The following is an 18955-nucleotide window of genomic DNA, read 5'->3' as shown; positions in this document are numbered from 1 at the left end:
CTCGGGAAAACAAAGACGAACAGGCAGGCGACATGGGGCGACTTATCAAATACCTCTTCATTCTGATCGTTCTGGGCGGCATCGCGCTGGTGGCCTATGCCTATATCGGGCCGTTCCTGGGGGCCGATTTCTCGCCCCCGCAGGACGAGATACGAGAGCGAGTGATCCTGAATGCGGATTAGCCTGGCGCTTGTCCTGTCCTGCCTGCCGCTTGCCGCGCCCGCCGAGGAGGCACCGCTTTCGGCGATCGACTGGCTGAACAGGCCGACCACGCTGCCGGTGACCCGCGTGGTTCCGCGCGGCGCGGTGCCGGGCGAATCGCCCGTGGCCGACAGCGCCACCATCCCGGCGGTCAGCGTAACCCCGCTGGGCGAGCCGACGGTGGATGCCGTGGGCCTGTTGCCCGGCTCGGTCACCGGGTTGCCCCGCAGCCTGTGGCGCGACAGCCGGGCCGAGGTTCTGGGCAACCTGCTGCAGGCACGCCGGGTGACGCGGCTGCCGGCGATGCAATCGCTGCTCTATACCCTGCTGCTGGCCGAGGCCGACGCCCCCGGCGACAGCGGGCCCGGCGCGCCGTTCCTGCAGGCGCGCATCGACGCGCTGATGGACCTGGGCGCGGTCGAACCGGCGCAGGCGCTGCTGGAACGCGCCGGCGCCACCACCCCGGCGCTGTTCACGCGCTGGTTCGACGCGACATTGCTGACCGGCGACGAGGACAAGGCCTGCCGCGCCCTGCGCGACAGCCCGCATCTCAGCCCCGGATACGACGCGCGCATCTTCTGCACCGCGCGGGGCGGCGACTGGACGGCGGCGGCGCTGACGCTGGATACCGCGCGGGCGCTGGGGTTCATCTCGGATCTGGAGGACCGGATGCTGGCGCAGTTCCTCGACCCCGAGCTGTTCGAGGGCGAGCCGCTGCCGATGCCGCCGGTGCGGCCCAGCCCGCTGCTGTTCCGGCTGTACGAGGCGGTGGGCGAGCCGCTGCCCACCAACACCCTGCCCCGCGCCTTCGCCATGGCCGACCTGCGCAGCACCGTGGGGTGGAAGGCCGAACTGGTCGCCGCCGAACGGCTGGCGCGCACCGGCGCGCTGCCGGTGAACCGCCTGCTGGGCATCTATTCCGAACGCCTGCCCGCCGCCTCGGGCGGGATCTGGGACCGGGTCGAGGCGATCCAGCGGTTCGACACCGCGATGCGCGCGGGCGATCCCGGCGCGGTGGCACGCGCCCTGCCCGGCGCCTGGCGCGCGATGCGGGCGGCCCGGCTGGAAGTGCCCTTCGCCGAGCTTTACGGCGCCGAGCTGATGCGCCTGCCGCTGACCGGCGAGGCGGCGGTGCTGGCCTATGACGTGGCGCTGCTGGGCCCGGCCTATGAGAACGCCGCGATCACCCGCGGCCCCGCGATCGCGGCCCGCGCCTTCGCCACCGGCGTGGCACGCGGCACGGTGCCCGCGCCGGGCAACGACCCGCTGCGCGCCGCCGTCGCGCGCGCCTTCGACGAGGCCACGCCGCCCGACGACATCGCCGAGCTGGTGGCGGCGGGGCGCCTGGGCGAGGCGATCCTGACCGCCATGGCGCTGTTCGAACACGGCAATACCGGCGACACCGTGGCGCTGGAACAGGCGCTGTCGGCCTTTCGCGCGCTCGGGCTCGAAGATACCGCGCGGCGCGCGGCGCTGCAGCTTTTGCGGCTGGGGATGCGGGGGTAGCGATGGGCGATCATCACTGGATCTCGGCCTTTCTCGAAGCGGCGGCCGCCGAACAGGGGGCCGCGGACAACACCCGGCTTGCCTATGGCCGCGACCTGCGCGATTTCGCCGAATGGCTGGCCGATGCGGGGCGCGGGTTTTCCGATGCCACGCGGGCGGATGTGGAAAACTACCTGCTCCATTGCGATGCGCAGGGGCTGGCGAAATCCACCCGCGCCCGGCGGCTGTCGGCGATCCGGCAGCTTTACCGCTTTGCCTTCGAAGAGGGCTGGCGCAAGGACAACCCCGCGATCCAGATCGCCGGGCCCGGCCGCGACAAGCGCCTGCCCAAGACATTGAGCGAGGCCGAGGTCGACCGCCTGCTCGACGCCGCGCGCGAAACCGGGCGCAGCCGCGAGGACCGGCTGCGCAACACCTGCCTGATGGAGCTGCTTTACGCCACCGGAATGCGGGTGTCGGAACTGGTGTCGCTGCCGGTCTCGGCGGCGCGGGGCGATCCGCGGATGCTGCTGGTCATGGGCAAGGGCGGCAAGGAACGGATGGTGCCGCTGTCGCCCCCCGCGCGCGAGGCGCTGACCGCCTGGCTGGAGCGGCGCGATGCCACCGAGGCGCGCACGCGCGAAAACGGCGGCACGCCGTCGCGCTTTCTCTTTCCGTCGCGCGGCAAGCTCGGCCACCTGACGCGGCACCGCTTCTATATGCTGATCAAGGAACTGGCCGTCGCCGCCGGTATCAGCCCCGCGAAGGTCACGCCGCACACGCTGCGCCATGCCTTCGCCACGCATCTGCTGGCCAACGGCGCCGACCTGCGCGCGATCCAGACGCTGCTGGGCCATGCCGACGTGGCCACGACCGAAATCTATACCCATGTGCTGGAGGAACGGCTGCGCGACCTGGTGCTGGATCACCACCCGCTGGCGCGCGACTGAACCGCCCCCTTGATCGCGGGGGTGGCAATCCCCATAAGTCGTCTATCCTGCACGAAACCGAACGGATATGATGACCCCCGAGGCCACTACCCCCCTGCTTGACGCCGCGTTCTGGATCACCTCCGGCGCGATTCTGTTTCTTCTCGTGCTGTCCGGGTTCTTTTCCGGCTCGGAAACCGCGCTGACCGCGGCCAGCCGCGGTAAGCTGCGGGCACAGGCCGACAAAGGATCGCGCGGCGCCGAACGGGCGCTGCAGATCACCGAGGATAACGAACGTCTGATCGGCTCGGTCCTGCTGGGCAACAACCTGGTGAACATCATGGCCGCGTCGCTGGCCACCGCGCTCTTTACCCGGGTGTTCGGCGAATCCGGCGTGGCGCTGGCCACGCTGGTGATGACGCTGCTGGTCCTGGTCTTTGCCGAGGTGCTACCGAAAACCTATGCCATCACCAATGCCGAGGCCGCCGCCAGCCTGGTGTCGCGCCCGATCCAGTTCGTGGTGACGGTGTTCGCGCCGGTGGTGTCGGCGGTGCGCTGGTTCGTGCGCGGCGTGCTGCGCATCTTCGGTGTGCGCACCGACCCCGACAGCCAGATCCTTGCCGTGCGCGAGGAAATCGCCGGTGCGCTTTACCTTGGCCATTCCGAAGGCGTGGTGGAAAAGGAAGACCGCGACCGCATTCTCGGCGCGCTCGACCTTGGCGAACGCGCGGTCGAGGAAATCATGCTCCACCGCTCGAATATCGAGATGATCGACGCCGACCGCGATCCCGAGGAACTGCTGCGCCAGTGCCTCGAAAGCCCACACACGCGCCTGCCGGTCTACAAGGACGACCCCGACAACATCGTCGGCGTGGTCCATGCCAAGGACCTGCTGCGCGCCATGTACAAGCTGATGTTCGGCCCCGACGCTTCGACCAGGGGGCTGGCGGATTTCAACATCCTCGACGTGGCGATGCCGCCCTATTTCGTGCCCGACACCACCACGCTGGACGACCAGATGCGCCAGTTCCTGCGCCGCCGCACCCATTTCGCGCTGGTGGTGGACGAATATGGCAGCCTCGAGGGGCTGATCACGCTCGAGGATATCCTCGAGGAAATCGTGGGCGAGATCACCGACGAGTTCGACCCCGCCGCCGATCACCCGATCCAGCGGTCCAAGGACAACCAGTTCCTGGTCGAGGGCGCGATGACGATCCGCGACCTGAACCGCGCCACCGACTGGTCGCTGCCCGATGACGAGGCCAACACCGTCGCCGGGCTGGTGATCCACGAGGCGCAGATGATCCCGGAAACCGGGCAGGTATTTTCCTTCCACGGCTTCCGCTTCGAGGTGACGGGCCGCGACGGCAACCGTATCACCAAGCTCAAGATCCGGCCGCTGTAACGGGCCGGTTTCCTTTCGCGGGCAAGTATCGGGGGGCAGCTATACGGGTCTTTTCTGCCGTTCGGGTGGTTCGCAACAAAAGGGCATCGCACGGCCGCGGTCGGGCGATCCGACGCTTGTGGATGGCAGTTTATCGTGCCGCCACATCCTCCCTCAAAGCGTGGCACTTGCGGCAGCCAATCGCCCGGCCGGGGGGCGGCCGTGCGATGCCCGGGCCGCTTCGCGGCTGTTCCGGGCGGGGTGTCGGGTTCGAATACGGACTCAGGCCGGTTGCGCCCCGGCCTCCACCTGTGCGCCCGCGGCCACAATCTGATCATAGAGGTGCCATGTCGCGTGGCCCAGCAGCGGCAGCACGACGAACAGACCCAGGAACCACGGCACCATCGCGGCAAAGGTGATCGCCGCGATGAACGCCCCCCAGGCCAGCATCGGCACCGGGTTGGCCTGCACGGTCTGGAAGCTGGTGATCATCGCGGTGACGAAATCCACCTCGCGGTCCAGCAGAAGCGGTAAAGAGATCACGGTGATCATGTAGAGCAGCAGCGCGAAAAGCGCGCCGACTACCGTGCCGACCGTCAGCATCGTGATACCTTCCGAGGTCATGTAGACCTCGTAAGAGCTTGAGACATTGGTCATGGTCGAAAAGCCCATGAACAGCGCGAATATCATGTGGGCGATGAAGAACCAGAACAGGAACATGAACAGCACGATCGCGCAGATCGACGGCAATTGCCGTTTCGACTGCATCACGATCACGCCGAAGATCTGGTAGATGTCCAGCACCTGCCCGCGTTCCAGCCGGCGGCTGACCTCGTAAAGCCCGACCGCCGCGAAGGGGCCGACCAGCGGAAAGCCCACCGCCGCGAAGACCAGCCAGTAGCTTTTGCCGGTGGCCCAGGTGATCAGCGCAAAGACCAGCCCCACCAGCACATAGACCAGCGCAAAGACGAAACCGAAGCCGGGGGCGCGTTTCAGGTCGCGCCAGCCGCGCCGCAGCGCCTCGGCCAGCATGGCGAATGTCACCTGCCCCAGCGGCGGCACGCCGAGTTGCGGCTCCTCTCTCATGATCTCCCCCCTGTTCCGATGCGCCTTTGCCGGTATGTGAGCGGGAAATACTTCACAAATCAAGCATCAGGACAGCGGCGGCGGGCGTTTTCCGGGCCAGTCGGTCGCCTGGTGATACGCCTCGGCCAGTTGCAGCAGGCCCAGGTCGTTGCCGTGCCGCCCGAAAAGCTGCACCCCGCCCGGCAGGCCGTTCGCCCCGAAGCCGGCGGGCAGGTTCACGCAGGGCAGCCCGATCAGGCTGACCGGCACCACCACCTCCATCCAGCGGTGATAGGTGTCCATTTCGGTGTCGTTGATCCGGTGCGGGCGCTCCCAGTCGGCGGGGAACGGCCAGACCTGCGCCGAGGGCAGCACCAGCGCGTCGTAGCTGTCGAACAGCGCGGCGGCGCGGCGATACCATTCGGACCGGATCAGCGACAGGCGCTGGATCTCGGGCGCGGTCAGGGCGCGGCCGGTTTCGATCTCCCACACCGCGTCGGGTTTCAGCCGCGCGCGGGTGGCGGGGTTCTGATACAGCGGATCGAGCCGCCCGGCATTGGCAAAGGCGCGCAGGCCCAGCCATGCCTCCCAGAGCTGCGCCGCCTCGATCGGCGGGGCCACGGGCTCGACGATGGCGCCCAGATCCTCGAAGACGCGCGCGGCGCGCCCGGACAGCTCCAGTATCCCCGGCTCCATCTCGTAGGCACCGCCCCAGTCGCCCAGCCAGCCGATGCGGCGGCCGCCGACCTGCGCGGCGATGCGATCGAGGAAGCTTTCCTGCGGCAGGCAGAAGGGCTGGCGCGGATCGGGGCCCGCCTGCACGTCCAGCAGCGCAGCCAGGTCGCGCGGGTTGCGCGCCATCGGGCCGCTGGTGGCCAGCGGGTGCAGGAACATCTCGCCCAGCGGCTCGCCCGGCACGCGGCCCCAGCTTGGGCGCATCCCGTAGACATTGTTCCAGCCCGCCGGGTTGCGCAGGCTGCCCATCATGTCCGAGCCATCGGCGACCGACACCATCCCCGCCGCCAGCGCCGCTGCCGCGCCGCCCGACGATCCGCCCGCGCTGCGCCCCGCATCATAGGGGTTCAGGGTGGTGCCATGCACCGGGTTGAAGGTATGGCTGCCCAGCCCGAATTCCGGCGTGTTGGTCTTGCCGATGAACACCGCCCCCGCCGCGCGCATCCGGGCCACCATCAGGTCGTCGGATTTCGCCGGGGCCGTGGGCATCGCGGGCGAGCCGAAAGAGGTGGGAAAGCCCGCGACATTCGCCAGGTCCTTGACCGCCATCGGGATACCGTGCAGCCAGCCCTGGCGCGGGGTGTCGTCGGCCTTGCGCGCCGCGGCCAGCAGGTCGTCGGGATCGCCCAGAGACACCACGGCATTCACCGCCGGGTTCACCGCGGCGATGCGGTCCAGCGTGGCCTGCATCAGTTCGGCGGCGCCGATCTCGCGCCGCTCCAGCATCGCCGACAGGTCCAGCGCGCCCTTTTCGGTCAGTTCCATGCGCGTCCCTCCCCGTGCCCGGCGCTACATCTCGCGAAAGCGTTTTTCCTGCCGGTCGGTCCAGCGCACCAGCAGGTCGAACCCATCTTCGCCCTGTTCCTCGGTTTCGACAACACCCTGATCGTGCAGCCAGGCGCGTTTGCGCCCCTCGGCAAAGGGCAGGTGCAGGCGGGTTTCGTGCCGTTCGGCATCGAGCTGGCGGGCGACCTCGGCCAGGAACGGCTCCAGCCCCGCGCCGGTCAGCGCCGATGTGGCGAACACACCGTCCTTGCGCCCGGCGGCGTTGCGCATCGCCTCGGCCTCTGCCTCGGGCAGGCGGTCGATCTTGTTCCACAGCTCGATCAGCGGCACCGCCTTGTCGACGCCCAGCGAGGCAAGGATGTCCTCGACATCGGCGGCCTGCGCCCCGGTCTCGGGGTGGCTGATATCGCGCACATGCACGATCAGGTCGGCGGCCAGCACCTCCTCCAGCGTGGCGCGGAAGGCGGCGACCAGCTCGGTCGGCAGGTCGCTGATAAAGCCCACCGTGTCCGACAGGATCACCTCGGGCCCGCCGCCGGGCAGCACCACCGCCCGCATCGTGGGGTCGAGCGTGGCGAACAGCATGTCCTTTGCCATCACCTCGGCCCCGGTCAGCCGGTTGAACAGCGTCGACTTGCCCGCGTTGGTATACCCCACCAGCGCCACGATCGGATACGGCACCTTGGCGCGCGCCTTGCGGTGCAGGTCGCGCGTTTTCACCACCTTTTCAAGCTGCCGGCGCAGGCGCACAAGCTGTTCGTCGATGGCGCGGCGGTCGGCCTCGATCTGGGTTTCGCCGGGACCGCCGACAAAGCCCAGACCGCCGCGCTGGCGCTCCAGGTGGGTCCAGGCCCGCACCAGCCGCGTGCGCTGATAGGACAGGGCGGCCATTTCCACCTGCAACACGCCCTCGCGGGTGGCGGCGCGGTCGCTGAAGATTTCAAGGATAAGCCCGGTGCGGTCCAGCAGCTTGACGCCCCAGGCCTTTTCAAGGTTGCGCTGCTGGATCGGCGTCACCGGCCCGTCGACCAGCACCAGTTCGATCTCGTTGGCCTCGATCCGGGCCTTCAGTTCCTCGATCTTGCCCTTGCCGAACAAAAGCCCCGCCTGCGGTCGTTGCAGCGGCACGATCTCGGAGCCGATGACGGCGATTTCAGGCAGGGCGGCGGCCAGCGATACGGCCTCTTCCAGCGCGAAACCGGCGGGGCGCCGGTCGCGGTCGGACTTGATATCGGGATGGAGCACCCAGGCGCGGGTCGGCTCCCGGTCATGCTCCATCAATTGGAGTCGTCACCATCGTAAAGGTTGATCGGCTGCGACGGCATGATCGTCGAGATCGCGTGCTTGTAGACAAGCTGGCTTTGCCCGTCGCGGCGCAGGAGCACGCAGAAATTGTCGAACCACGTGATGACGCCCTGCAGCTTGACCCCGTTGATCAGAAAGATCGTCACCGGGATCTTGGTCTTCCGCGTGTGATTGAGAAATGCGTCCTGGAGATTTTGTTTGTCGGAAGCCATGAATAAACCTTTGTTCTTGCACATGCCGCGGACCGGCATCTCCCCCTGTTCCGGGCCGAGTATGTCCTGCCCCAAGCCGAGTTTCCAGCCCCAAAATCAAACCTTTGGCAAAGCGCGTCAAGCGTTGCGTCAGCGGCGCCACAGATCGCTGCTGACAAGGGCGATGATCGCCAGCGTTTCAAGGCGTCCCAGCACCATGCCGGCGCAGAACACCAGCTTGCCCACGATCGCCAGGTCGGCCAGCACAACGGGGTTTTCCGCGGCCAGCGTCACCAGCGGCCCCGTGGTGCTGAGCGCGGCGATGGTCAGCACCAGCGCCTGTTCCAGATCGCCCACGATCCACGCCAGGACCAGCGTGAACAGCGTGACCGAGATGGCGAACAGCATGAAGAATATCCACGCGATATAGGCCCCCTGCCGCCGGAGCCGCCGGCTGCCCGCGCCCGCCCGGCCCACCGACGAGGGATGCACCAGCCGCTCCATCTCGCGCAGGCCCTGAAGGTAGAGCGCCCAGACCCGCAACAGCTTGACCCCGCCGGCGGTGGTGGCCACGCCGCCGCCGATCATCGCCACGCCGAGAAAGATCAGCCCCGGTGTCTCGAGCCCCGACCAGTCCTGCGCCGCCGCCCAGTCGCCGCTTTCGAACCCGGTGGTGGTCAGCACCGACAGGATGGTGAACACGCCGCCCCAGAGCGCCCGCAGCGCCTGCCCGAAATTCTGCGCCCCGTCGAACTCGTAGGCGCCGCTCCAGTGCCGCAGGAACAGCACCAGCGGCACCACGGCAACCAGCATCAGCCCCAGCCGGAACTCGGAATCGCGCAGCACGCTGACCTTGGCCCCCACCAGCGTGTCGCCCGAAAAGGTCACCCGCGACAAAGCGAACAGCATGAACAGCGCCATCACGATCTCGCCCCCCAGCCCCGAGCTTGCGCCCTCGACCCCGCCGACCGGCGAAATGCCGCTTGTCGCCATCACCGACATCGCGTGGCTCAGCGCCACCAGCGGACGGTCGCCGCCCACCAGCAGCATGATCCACAGCGCCAGCGTCAGCCCCGCATAGATCGGCGTCAGGTGCCAGGCCACGCGCAGGATACGGCGCTGCGGATCGGCCTGCCCCATCGGGCCGACCGCCTCGGCCTGGCCCGGCTCGCCGCTGGCCGTCACCTCGAACCCGCCCAGGCTGAGCGGCGCCAGCACCGCCGCCGCCGCGACCCACATCAGCAGGCCGCCCATCCAGCCCACCAGCGCGCGCCACAGGTGCAGGCTGGGCGACAGGCGTTCGGGCGCGAACAGCGAGGCGCCGGTCGTCGTCAGGCTCGAGACCATCTCGACATAGGCGTTGAGGAAACTGGTGGTGCTCAGCGCGTCGTGGAACGGCACGGCCAGCACCGCGGGCAGCACGGTGAAGCCCGCGAACAGCGCCAGCAGGTTCCGCATCTCGTCGCGCGGGCGCGGCCGCCCTGCCCGCGCCACGGCGATCAGCACCGTCAGCAGCAACAGCAGCGTGCCCGAATAGAAGAACGCGCGCGCCTCGTCCTCGGTATCCAGAACCAGCGCATGAATCGCCGGCACATACATCGCCAGCGCGCTGACCCCCATCATCAGGAGGAAAAAGGGCTGGTCTGCGATCCGCGCGCGCATCGGTCAGAAAAAGTCGATCGAGACCTGCAACAGCCGCTCGACCTCGGGCACGTCGCTGGCCATCGAGAAGATCGTGATGACATCGCCCTCGTCGATGCGCAGGCTGCCCGAGGGCTTGACCAGCTTGGACCCTTTCTGGATCAGACCGATCAGCACACCTTCGGGAAAGTCGATCTCGCCGATCTTCTTGCCCGCGATGGGCGAGGTCGACAGCACCTCGGCCTCGATCACCTCGGCCTCGGCATCGCCGATGGAATAGACGCCGCGCACCCGGCCATGGCGGATATGGCGCAGGATCGAACTGACGGTGGTGGTACGCGGGTTGATATAGGCGTCGATGCCCAGCGGCGCCATCAGCGGCACCATGGTCGGGTCATTGACCAGCACGATGGCCATCGGGCAGCCCTCGGCCTTGGCGCGCACGGCGGCCAGCATGTTGGTCTTGTCGTCGTCGGTGACGCACAGAACCGCGTCGGCGCGGTCGATATTGGCCTCTTTCAGCAGCGCGCTGTCCAGCCCGTCGCCGTTCAGCACGATGGTGCGCTCCAGCCGGTCGGCGGCGCGTTCGGCCACCACGCGGTTCTTCTCGATCACCTTGACGCGCACGCGCTCGGCGCGGTCCTCCAGCCGGGTGGCCACGGCCAGCCCGACATTGCCGCCGCCGACCAGCACCACGCGCTCCTGTTTCTTCAGCGCCTTGCCGAACACCTCGAGCGTGCGCGGCACGTCCTCGTTCACCGCCACGACATAGCAATCGTCGCCGACGAAAAGCTGGTCGTCGGGTTCGGGGGCGAACAGCGTGCCCTCGCGCCGCACGCCCACCACGATGGCGCGCAGGGTCGAGAACAGGTCGGTCAGCTGCCGCAGCGGCGTGTTCACCACCGGGCAATCGTCCTCGATGGTGATCCCCAGAAGCTGCGCCTTGCCGTCGTGGAACACCTCGGTGTCGAAGGCCGAGGGCGAGCCGAGGCGCTGCAGCGCGGCCTCGGCGACCTCGCGCTCGGGGCTGATCACCACGTCGATCGGCATGTGGTCGCGGCGGTAGAGGTCGGAATAGATCGCCGTGAGGTAGGATTGCGCGCGCAGCCGTGCGATCTTGCGCGGAACCGAAAAGACCGAATGCGCCACCTGGCAGGTGACCATGTTGACCTCGTCGGAATGGGTGGCGGCGATCACCATGTCGGCATCGCGCGCGCCGGCCCGGTCGAGGACGTCGGGATAGCTTGCGAACCCGGCGATGCCCTGCACGTCCAGCGCGTCCGTGGCGCGCCGCACCAGATCGGCATTGTTGTCGACGACCGTCACGTCGTTGCGTTCCCCCGACAGGTGCCGCGCGATCTGCCAGCCGACCTGCCCTGCCCCGCAAATGATGACTTTCATCGGTTTACGTTCCCATGCCTCGAAGGATTTGGATGGCAGATGCGCCCGGTCGGGTCAATTGAATTGTCATCGCCCGCCGCTTTGGGCAGACTGGGGCCGCCAAACGGAGACATGCGATGCCTGCACGATACGCCAGACTCCTGCCCCTTGCGACCGCCGCGCTGCTGTCGGCCTGCGCGCCGCTCAACATATGGTACAAGCCCGGCGTGCCGGTCGCCACCGCCGAGGACCGGCTGCTGTCCTGCCGGGTCGATGCGGCGCAAAGCGTGCCGGTCAACAGGCAGGTGCGCCGCACCCCGAGCAGCCTCGTGCCGCGCCGGTTCTGCGACAAGAACGGCAACTGCACCGTGTTCTACGAACGTATCGGCGGCGAGGTCGTCGTCTTCGACGCCAACGAGCGGCTGCGCAGGCAGGTGGTCGACCGCTGCATGCGCAACGAGGGCTATACCCCGGTCAGCCTGCCGAACTGCCCCGAGGGCATCCGCCAGGCCGCGCCGGCCGGACGCACCACGGTGCTGCCCCGGCTGGCGGAAAATTCCTGCGTGATCCGCAACCGCGACGGAAGCTGGCAGATCGTCACCCCCGCCGGATAGGGCGGGTGCAGGTCAGCCCCCGGCCTCGTCCTCTTCGTTGACCTGCGCCACCCGCGCGCCGGATTTCGTGGTCGTCACCACGCCCAGCGATTTCAGCTTGCGGTGCAGCGCGCTGCGTTCCATGCCGACGAAATTGGCGGTGCGGCTGATATTGCCGCCGAAACGGTTGATCTGCGTCAGCAGGTATTCGCGCTCGAACGCCTCGCGGGCCTCGCGCAGGGGCATGGTGGCCAGCGTGCCGGAAATGACCACCCGGCCCTCTTCGCCGGGTTTTTCCTCGTCGCCGGGCAGTTCGCGGGCCTCGATCGTGCCGGTGCCGTCGCCCAGGATCAGCACCCGCTCGATCAGGTTCTTCAACTGCCGCACGTTGCCCGGCCAGACCATCGTCTGCATCAGCGCCACGGCGTCGTCGCTCAGTTCGCGCAGCGGCAGGCCCTGGCTCTGGTGGAAAGCGTCGATGAAATGGCGGGCAAGCTCGGGGATATCCTCGCGCCGCTCCTCCAGGCTCGGCACCTCGATCGGCACCACGTTCAGCCGGTGATACAATTCCTGCCGGAAATTGCCGCCGGCGATTTCGGTTTCCAGGTCGCGGTTGGTGGACGAGATCACGCGCATGTCGACCCGCACCTTGTCGGTGCCGCCGACGCGGGTGAACTGCTGGTCCACCAGCACGCGCAGGATCTTGGACTGGGTGCCCAGCGGCATGTCCGCCACCTCGTCGAAATAGACGACGCCGCCATGGGCCTGTTCCAGCAGCCCCGGCTCCACCCCCCGTTCCGGGGTTTCGCGCCCGAACAGCACCTCTTCCATGCGCTCGGCGTCGATGCTGGCGCAGCCCACGGTAACAAAGGGGCCGCCCGCGCGGTTCGAATTGGCGTGGATATAGCGCGCGGCGACCTCCTTGCCGGCGCCGGCGGGGCCGGTCAGCATCACCCGGCCGTTGGATTTCGTGACCTTGTCGAGCTGCCCCAGCAGCGCCCGGAACGCGGGCGAGGCGCCGACCATCTCGGCCACGCCGGTTTCCTTGCGCCTGAGCGCGGTATTCTCGCGCCGCAGCCGGCTGGTTTCCATCGCGCGCCGGATCACCACCAGAAGCTGGTCGATATTGAACGGCTTTTCGATGAAGTCATAAGCGCCCTGCTTGATCGCGGCGACGGCGATCTCGATATTGCCATGGCCGGAAATGATGATGATCGGCACGTCCGGGTTGTCGCGCTTGACGGTCTTGAGGATGTCGATCCCGTCCATCTTGCTGTCCTTGAGCCAGATGTCGAGGATCAGCAGCGCCGGCGGCTCGCTGTTGACCTCTTTCATCGCGTCGTCGGAATTGCCCGCCAGCCGCGTGGTATAACCCTCGTCCTCCAGGATATCCGAGATCAGCTCCCGGATATCGCGCTCGTCGTCGACAATAAGAATATCGCTCATAACGTCCTCACTTGCTGTCTTGCGCCGTGGCCGGGGCCGCGGGGGAAAGCGGAAGGCGAATGATCGCCAGCGCCCCGCGATGCGCGCCCTTTTCAAAGGGCGGCGCGTCTTCGAGGCTGAGTGTTCCGCCGTGCTCTTCTATGATCTTCTTGACGATGGGCAGGCCCAGCCCGGTGCCCTCTTCGCGGGTCGTGACATAGGGCTCGAACAGGCGCGCGCGGTCCTCGGGCAGGCCGATCCCGTTATCGGCAATGCGTATTTCCGCCTGCCCGTCGCTCTCGGCCAGGCTGACGCGGATTTCGGGGCGATAGCCCTCGGGCGCGCCCTTTTCGCGCAGGGTCCGGGTGGCCTCGCCCGCGTTCTTGATCAGGTTGGTCAGCGCCTGCCCGATCATCGTGGCGTCCAGCTCGGCCATCAGCGGCACGCCCGGCAGGTCGTCGGCGATCGCCACCTCGGGCTGGCCCGCCTGCTGCAGCAGCACCGCGTTGCGCAGGATCTCGGTCATGCTTTCGGGCTTGCGGTCGGGTTCCGGCATCCGGGCGAATTTCGAAAACTCGTCGACGATGCGGCGCAGGTCGTTGGTCTGGCGCACGATCACCTCGGTCAGCTGGTCCAGGCTTTCGGCCTGCTCGGGATCGAGCTGGCGGCCGAACTTGCGCTTGATGCGTTCCGCCGACAACTGGATCGGCGTCAGCGGGTTCTTGATCTCGTGCGCGATGCGCCGCGCCACGTCGCCCCAGGCCGCCATGCGCTGCGCCGCGACAAGGTTCGTCACATCGTCGAAGGCCACCACGAAACCCTCGCGCCTGCCATCGGCGTTGCGCCGGGTCGAGACCCGCACCAGCAGGTTTTCCAGCCGCCCGCCGCGGCTGACCTTGACCTCTTCCTGCGCGGTTTCGGCCTGCCCGCTTTTCACCTTGTCGAACAGCGGCCCGAATTCCGGCACCGCCAGCGCCAGCGCCAGCGATTGCTGGTCCTCCTGCCAGTCGAGCAGCCGCTCGGCCGAGCGGTTGACGAAGGTCACGCGCCCCTTGGCATCCACCCCCACCACGCCCGAGGTGACCGAGCTGAGCACCGAGTCGAACAGCCGCCGACGCCGCTCGATCGCCTTGGTGTTGTCCAGCAGGGTTTCGCGCTGCGCCTTGAGCTGCCGGGTCATCTGGTTGAAATAGCGGCCCAGCATGGCGATCTCGTCATCGCCCTCTTCCTCGATCACCTGCACGTCCAGATCGCCCTCGCCCACGCGCTGCGCGGCGCCGGTCAGGCGGCCCACCGGCCGGCTCAGCCGTTCGGCGAACCACAGGCCCAGCCAGATCGCCGCCAGGATCAGAAGCACCGCGAATCCCAGGTACAGCATGGCGAAATCGAACAGCCGCCGGCCCCGTTCGCTTTCCTGTTGCTGGTAGAACCGCGCGGTTTGCTGGGTTTCGTCCAGCAGCGCCAGCAGGTCGCCGTCCACCGTGCGGCTGATATAGAGGAAGCGGTCGGCAAACCCGCTGAGCGGCACCAGCGCGCGGAACTCGTGGATCGGCCAGTCGGGGATCAGCAGGATACCGTCCTGGCGCGCTGCCGCGAACATCTGCGGGGTCGGTTGTTCATAGTCGAACAGGTACGACCCCTGCCCGCGCGCCAGCAATTCGCCCTGGCCGTCGATGGCATAAGCCTCTTTCAACCCGCGCTGGATCAGGCCCTGACCCTCGGTCAGCACCACGCGCAGATCGCCGACCGAGGTAAAGCCGGTGGCGCGCTGGCGCTGGGTGATGAACCGCGCCAGCAGCAGCGCGTCGTCGTTCAGGTCGCGCCGCTCCTCCTCTTCATAGGATTGCGCGGCGGCAAGCGAGGCGCCGACCACCTGCCGCACGCGCTCGGAAAACCAGGTTTCCAGCCCGACATTGATCGTCAGCATTGCGAAGACCGCGACCGTCACCGTGGGCAGGAACGCCATCAGCGCAAAGACGCCGGTCAGCCGCAGGTGCAGGCGCGAGCCTTCGGATTGCGCCCGGCGCGCGGCGACCAGCGCCACCACCCGTTGCAGCACCAGCGCCGCCAGCAGCAGGACATAGACAAGGTCGGCCAGCAGCACCAGCCGCAGCGACAGCGACGACGCGCCGCGATCGAGCGGGCCCAGAACGGTAAAGGTGGCCAGCGCCAGCGCCGGCCCCAGAAGCACCAGCCCGAGCGTCACCATCGTCTGAATCCGGCGCTGCCGCCTGAGGCGCACCAGCCGGTCCCAGCTCAAACCCCTGCGCCGTGCCCTCGTGGCCACGCCTGCCCCCCGAAAAGATGCGCCCCACGGGCGCGAAACCGCAATATATGGTGGCATATATCGGGTCTGCGGCCCGATTGCCACGCAGATGTTGCGGTTTTACATCAATTTGCGGCGGCGTGTCACGGAAATATCCAGATCGGTGATCTTCTTGCGCAGGGTATTGCGGTTGATGCCCAGCAGGTCGGCGCATTTCGCCTGGTTTCCGCCGGTTGCCTCCAGCGCGATCTCGATCAGCGGCATCTCCATCTCGCGCAGGATGCGGCCGTAAAGGCCCGGCGGCGGCAGCATGTTGCCATGCAGGTCGAAATAGCGCCGCAGGTGGCGGGCGATGCTGGCCGACAGGTTGTCGGCCTCGCCCACGCCGCCCAGCACCGGCTCGACCTCGGGCTGGCTGCCCAGCACGCCTTCGACCTCGGTACGGCTGATCTCGTCGGCGCGGCTGGTCAGCACCAGCCGGCGGATCGCGTTTTCCAGCTGGCGCACGTTGCCCGGCCAGCTATAGGCGCGCATCAGGTCCAGCGCATCCTCGGACAGCCGCCGCGCCACCCCGGTATCGCGCTCGGCCCGACCCAGAAAATGCTCAGCCAGCAGCGGGATGTCGTCCACCCGTTCACGCAGCGCGGGCACGTCGATCGTGGCGCCGCCGATGCGATAGAACAGGTCCTGCCGCATCCGGCCCTGTTCCATCGCGGTGTTCAGGTTGCCCTGGCTGGTCGCCATGAAGCGCGGCACGTGATCGCCGGGCGTGTCCATCATCCGCACGATGCGCGCCTGCGCCTCCATGTCCAGGTCGCCCAGCTCGTCGAACAGCAGCGTGCCGCCCTTGACCCGCGCCAGCACCCGCGCCGGCCCTTCGAGGTCGGCCAGGTCCGAGGCGGTGACGGTGACGAAGGGCAGCGTGCGCCGGTCCGAGAAATCGTGGATCGCGCGGGCGATCAGCGACTTGCCGGTGCCCGATTCCCCGGTGATCAGCACCGGCAGATCGGTGTTCATCACCCGCGCCACCAGCCGGTAAAGCGTCTGCATCGCGGGCGTGCGCCCGACCAGCGGCAGATCCTCGGGGCGCTCGGCCTCGGCCGGTTCGCCGGCGCTGCGCGCGGGCGCCACGCGGCGCCGCGCCTCAAGCGCGCGGGCGGTGCGCTTCATCAGGTCGGGCAGATCGAACGGCTTGGGCAGGTAATCATAGGCTTCGGCCTCGGCCGCCTGGATCGCCGTCATGATCGTGTTCTGCGCCGAGATCACGATGACCGGCAGGCCGGGCCGGTCCTGCGCGATTTTCGGCAGCATTTCCAACCCGTTACCATCCGGCATCATCACGTCCGAGATCACCACGTCGCCCTTGCCCTCGCCGACCCATCGCATCAGCGTGGTCAGCGACGAGGTCGCGTGCACCTTGCACCCGGCCCGTGTGAGGGCCTGTGTCAGGACCGTTCGGATCGTGCGATCGTCATCGGCAACAAGAACGGTTCCGTCCATTACGGGGTCTCCTTTTCATCCATTGGCGCGCGTGGCAGCGAAATGCGGAACACCGTGCGCCCGGGCACGGAGTTCACCGAAATCCATCCGTCGTGATCGCTGATGATCTTGCTCACCAGCGCAAGGCCCAGCCCGGTGCCGTTTTCCCGGCCCGACACGAAGGGGTCGAATATGTCGCCGCGGATATCCTCGGGCAGGCCGGGGCCGTCGTCGATCACCTCGATCTGCAACGGCAGCGAATGGCCCGACCCGTCGCTGCGGCGCAGGCGGAAGGAATGTTCGAAAAAGGTGTGCAGCGTGATCGTGCCGCCCTCTTTCCCGGCCGCCTCCGACGCGTTTTTCAGCAGGTTCAGCACCACCTGCAGCAACTGGTCGGGATCGGCATAGGCCAGCGGCAGCGAGGGGTCGTATTGCTCGACGATCTTCATATGCGCGCCGAACCCCAGCAGCGCCGAGCGCCGCGCGCGGTCCAGCACGTCATGCAGGTTGACCGGCTTGCGATGCGGCGCCGACAGGTTGCCGAACTGCTCGACCTGCTCCAGCAGCTTCACGATGCGGCGGGTCTCGTTGACGATTAAATCTGTCAATTCAAGGTCTTCGGGGCCAAGGTTCATGCTGATAAGCTGCGCCGCGCCGGTGATGCCCGCCAGCGGGTTCTTGATCTCGTGCGCCAGCATCTCGGCCATGCCGATGGCGGATTTGGCGGCCGATTTGACCGAATGGCTTTGCGTCATGCGGCCCGCCAGTTCGCGCGGGGCGATCAGGAACACCATGTGCCCCGGCTGGCCCTGCAGCGGTGCGATCTGCAGGTTGCATTGCAGCGGCGGGCGGTCGCCGGTGCCCACGTCCACGTCGTTGACGAAAAGCGGCGTGCCCTCCTGCCTTGCGCGGGCAAACGCCTCTTCCAGCGGCGCATCCACCGCCAGCCTGTCCCAGACCGGCTGGCCATGCGCCGATTTCGCCGATGTGTTGAGAAACCCCTCGGCCGCCGGATTCAGGTCGGCGATGCGGTCGCCGTCGTCCACCAGCAGCGCCGGCACCGGCAGGGAACTCCAGAGTGCGCTGTCCGCCATCATGCGGCACACCTTTCCTGTTCGGGGGCCTCGGGCAGCAGCCGCAGCACCTCGGCCGGATCGCGGCTGGTCAGAATCCGGCGGCGCAGCGCCGTGCCGGTGCCCATCCCGTCCATGTACCATCCCAGGTGCTTGCGCGCGACGCGCAGCCCCAGATCGTGACCGTAGAAGGTCAACATCGCCTCGTAGTGATTTGAAATCATGTCGATAAGTTCACCGCCTTCGGGAATATCCGGCGCCGGGCCATGGCCCAGATCATGCGCGATCTGCGCCAGTATCCAGGGCCGCCCCTGCGCCCCGCGCCCGACCATCACGCCATCCGCGCCGGACAGCGCCAGCGCCCTGCGCGCGCTGTCCGCATCCACGATATCGCCATTGGCGATCACCGGGATCGACACCGCGTCCCTGACCGCGCGGATCTGCGCCCAATCCGCGCGCCCCTTGTAGAACTGGCAGCGGGTGCGCCCGTGGATCACCACCATGCGCACGCCCGCACCCTCGGCCCGGCGGGCAAGGTCGGCCGCGTTCAGGCTGCCCTCGTCCCAGCCCAGCCGGGTCTTGAGCGTGACCGGCACGTCCACCGCATCGGCCACCGCTTCGATCAGGCGCAGCGCATGGTCGGGGTCGCGCATCAGCGCCGAGCCCGACAACCCGCCAACCACCTTTTTCGCCGGGCAGCCCATGTTGATGTCGATCACCCGCGCGCCGTTTGCCGCGACCATCCGCGCCGCCTCGGCCATCCAGCGCGGGTCGCGTCCGGCCAGCTGCACCGAGGTGTTTTCAACCCCGAAGCCCAGCTCGGCCCGGTCGCGCACGCTTTGCCTGGCCTCGACCATTTCCTGGCTTGCGACCATCTCGCTCACCACCAGCCCGGCACCGAAGGACGTCACCAGGTCACGGAACGGCAGGTCCGTGATTCCCGCAAGCGGCGCCAGCAGAACCGGCGGATTTATCTGTCGATCGTCGAGGGTCAAACTCATGTGCCTAAACCTTGTG

The 18955-nt window shown here is 67.8% G+C and carries 16 protein-coding genes; 5 read left to right on the top strand and 11 right to left on the bottom strand.

All coding sequences use genetic code 11. The features are described from left to right. The first annotated feature begins 32 nt into the window (after positions 1-32). From F3H87_RS21765 to F3H87_RS05305, 4 genes are all read left to right on the top strand, one after another. On the top strand, positions 33-182 hold the full coding sequence (locus tag F3H87_RS21765; protein ID WP_188129119.1) for a hypothetical protein: 150 nt from the start codon (positions 33-35) through the stop codon (positions 180-182). Next, the gene (locus F3H87_RS05315) at positions 172-1707 is read left to right on the top strand and encodes a hypothetical protein (RefSeq protein WP_149786090.1); all 1536 of its coding nucleotides are present in this window, start codon (positions 172-174) and stop codon (positions 1705-1707) included. The genes F3H87_RS21765 and F3H87_RS05315 overlap by 11 nt, the downstream gene beginning before the upstream one ends. A gap of 2 nt (positions 1708-1709) precedes the next feature. Next, complete coding sequence (locus F3H87_RS05310; RefSeq protein ID WP_149786091.1) at positions 1710-2636, top strand: site-specific tyrosine recombinase XerD; 927 nt, start codon at positions 1710-1712, stop codon at positions 2634-2636. A gap of 70 nt (positions 2637-2706) precedes the next feature. Then, the gene (locus tag F3H87_RS05305) at positions 2707-4020 is read left to right on the top strand and encodes an HlyC/CorC family transporter (protein ID WP_394852150.1); all 1314 of its coding nucleotides are present in this window, start codon (positions 2707-2709) and stop codon (positions 4018-4020) included. A gap of 261 nt (positions 4021-4281) precedes the next feature. Here the strand turns inward: F3H87_RS05305 and F3H87_RS05300 are convergent, their stop codons facing one another. The 6 genes from F3H87_RS05300 to trkA all read right to left on the bottom strand — a co-directional run bounded on the left by F3H87_RS05300 (position 4282) and on the right by trkA (position 11123). After that, positions 4282-5085, bottom strand: coding sequence for a DUF2189 domain-containing protein (locus F3H87_RS05300; protein ID WP_149786093.1), 804 nt, complete (start codon positions 5083-5085; stop codon positions 4282-4284). A 66-nt stretch (positions 5086-5151) separates the two neighbouring features. After that, the gene (locus F3H87_RS05295) at positions 5152-6564 is read right to left on the bottom strand and encodes an amidase (protein WP_149786094.1); all 1413 of its coding nucleotides are present in this window, start codon (positions 6562-6564) and stop codon (positions 5152-5154) included. A gap of 24 nt (positions 6565-6588) precedes the next feature. After that, positions 6589-7863 carry a GTPase HflX gene (gene hflX, locus F3H87_RS05290; RefSeq protein ID WP_149786095.1) on the bottom strand — a complete coding sequence of 425 codons (1275 nt, stop codon included), beginning with the start codon at positions 7861-7863 and terminating at the stop codon, positions 6589-6591. After that, positions 7863-8102, bottom strand: coding sequence for an RNA chaperone Hfq (hfq, locus tag F3H87_RS05285; RefSeq protein ID WP_024812204.1), 240 nt, complete (start codon positions 8100-8102; stop codon positions 7863-7865). Before hfq ends, hflX begins: the two co-directional genes overlap by 1 nt. Positions 8103-8231: 129 nt before the next feature. After that, entirely contained in the window at positions 8232-9743 is a 1512-nt protein-coding gene (locus tag F3H87_RS05280) for a TrkH family potassium uptake protein (RefSeq protein WP_149786096.1), read from the bottom strand. A 3-nt stretch (positions 9744-9746) separates the two neighbouring features. Then, on the bottom strand, positions 9747-11123 hold the full coding sequence (gene trkA, locus F3H87_RS05275) for a Trk system potassium transporter TrkA (protein ID WP_149786097.1): 1377 nt from the start codon (positions 11121-11123) through the stop codon (positions 9747-9749). A 116-nt stretch (positions 11124-11239) separates the two neighbouring features. On the opposite strand from trkA, the gene F3H87_RS05270 reads away from it, so the two are divergent. Further along, a complete protein-coding gene (locus F3H87_RS05270; RefSeq protein WP_149786098.1) occupies positions 11240-11716 on the top strand; it encodes a hypothetical protein in 477 nt (158 codons plus the stop codon). A 12-nt stretch (positions 11717-11728) separates the two neighbouring features. On the opposite strand, the gene ntrX is transcribed toward F3H87_RS05270, so the two are convergent. The 5 genes from ntrX to dusB all read right to left on the bottom strand — a co-directional run bounded on the left by ntrX (position 11729) and on the right by dusB (position 18939). After that, positions 11729-13141, bottom strand: coding sequence for a nitrogen assimilation response regulator NtrX (ntrX, locus tag F3H87_RS05265; protein ID WP_149786099.1), 1413 nt, complete (start codon positions 13139-13141; stop codon positions 11729-11731). 7 nt (positions 13142-13148) lie between these two features. After that, positions 13149-15329 (bottom strand): sensor histidine kinase NtrY-like, encoded by a 2181-nt coding sequence (locus F3H87_RS05260; protein WP_223227987.1) that lies wholly within the window; start codon positions 15327-15329, stop codon positions 13149-13151. 177 nt (positions 15330-15506) lie between these two features. Then, positions 15507-16886 (bottom strand): response regulator, encoded by a 1380-nt coding sequence (locus F3H87_RS05255; protein WP_149786101.1) that lies wholly within the window; start codon positions 16884-16886, stop codon positions 15507-15509. Beyond that, positions 16886-17962: a two-component system sensor histidine kinase NtrB gene (locus F3H87_RS05250; RefSeq protein ID WP_149786102.1), complete on the bottom strand. Its 1077-nt coding sequence runs from the start codon at positions 17960-17962 to the stop codon at positions 16886-16888. Before F3H87_RS05250 ends, F3H87_RS05255 begins: the two co-directional genes overlap by 1 nt. Continuing rightward, positions 17959-18939: a tRNA dihydrouridine synthase DusB gene (gene dusB, locus F3H87_RS05245; protein WP_149786103.1), complete on the bottom strand. Its 981-nt coding sequence runs from the start codon at positions 18937-18939 to the stop codon at positions 17959-17961. Before dusB ends, F3H87_RS05250 begins: the two co-directional genes overlap by 4 nt. Positions 18940-18955 lie beyond the last annotated feature (16 nt).

Origin of the sequence: Lutimaribacter pacificus, from assembly GCF_900142185.1 — a bacterium.
Taxonomy (GTDB): domain Bacteria; phylum Pseudomonadota; class Alphaproteobacteria; order Rhodobacterales; family Rhodobacteraceae; genus Lutimaribacter; species Lutimaribacter pacificus.
The sequence above is the reverse complement of the archived record's forward strand: the minus strand, read 5'-3'. Positions and strand labels throughout refer to the sequence as shown.

What these genes read in the sequence shown, in the direction of transcription:
- F3H87_RS21765 (WP_188129119.1), top strand. Translation starts at nt 33, where the DNA reads ATGGGGCGACTTATCAAATACCTCTTCATTCTGATCGTTCTGGGCGGC.
- F3H87_RS05315 (WP_149786090.1), top strand. Translation starts at nt 172, where the DNA reads ATGCGGATTAGCCTGGCGCTTGTCCTGTCCTGCCTGCCGCTTGCCGCG.
- F3H87_RS05310 (WP_149786091.1), top strand. Translation starts at nt 1,710, where the DNA reads ATGGGCGATCATCACTGGATCTCGGCCTTTCTCGAAGCGGCGGCCGCC.
- F3H87_RS05305 (WP_394852150.1), top strand. Translation starts at nt 2,707, where the DNA reads ATGACCCCCGAGGCCACTACCCCCCTGCTTGACGCCGCGTTCTGGATC.
- F3H87_RS05300 (WP_149786093.1), bottom strand. Translation starts at nt 5,085, where the DNA reads ATGAGAGAGGAGCCGCAACTCGGCGTGCCGCCGCTGGGGCAGGTGACA.
- F3H87_RS05295 (WP_149786094.1), bottom strand. Translation starts at nt 6,564, where the DNA reads ATGGAACTGACCGAAAAGGGCGCGCTGGACCTGTCGGCGATGCTGGAG.
- hflX (WP_149786095.1), bottom strand. Translation starts at nt 7,863, where the DNA reads ATGGAGCATGACCGGGAGCCGACCCGCGCCTGGGTGCTCCATCCCGAT.
- hfq (WP_024812204.1), bottom strand. Translation starts at nt 8,102, where the DNA reads ATGGCTTCCGACAAACAAAATCTCCAGGACGCATTTCTCAATCACACG.
- F3H87_RS05280 (WP_149786096.1), bottom strand. Translation starts at nt 9,743, where the DNA reads ATGCGCGCGCGGATCGCAGACCAGCCCTTTTTCCTCCTGATGATGGGG.
- trkA (WP_149786097.1), bottom strand. Translation starts at nt 11,123, where the DNA reads ATGAAAGTCATCATTTGCGGGGCAGGGCAGGTCGGCTGGCAGATCGCG.
- F3H87_RS05270 (WP_149786098.1), top strand. Translation starts at nt 11,240, where the DNA reads ATGCCTGCACGATACGCCAGACTCCTGCCCCTTGCGACCGCCGCGCTG.
- ntrX (WP_149786099.1), bottom strand. Translation starts at nt 13,141, where the DNA reads ATGAGCGATATTCTTATTGTCGACGACGAGCGCGATATCCGGGAGCTG.
- F3H87_RS05260 (WP_223227987.1), bottom strand. Translation starts at nt 15,329, where the DNA reads ATGGTGACGCTCGGGCTGGTGCTTCTGGGGCCGGCGCTGGCGCTGGCC.
- F3H87_RS05255 (WP_149786101.1), bottom strand. Translation starts at nt 16,886, where the DNA reads ATGGACGGAACCGTTCTTGTTGCCGATGACGATCGCACGATCCGAACG.
- F3H87_RS05250 (WP_149786102.1), bottom strand. Translation starts at nt 17,962, where the DNA reads ATGATGGCGGACAGCGCACTCTGGAGTTCCCTGCCGGTGCCGGCGCTG.
- dusB (WP_149786103.1), bottom strand. Translation starts at nt 18,939, where the DNA reads ATGAGTTTGACCCTCGACGATCGACAGATAAATCCGCCGGTTCTGCTG.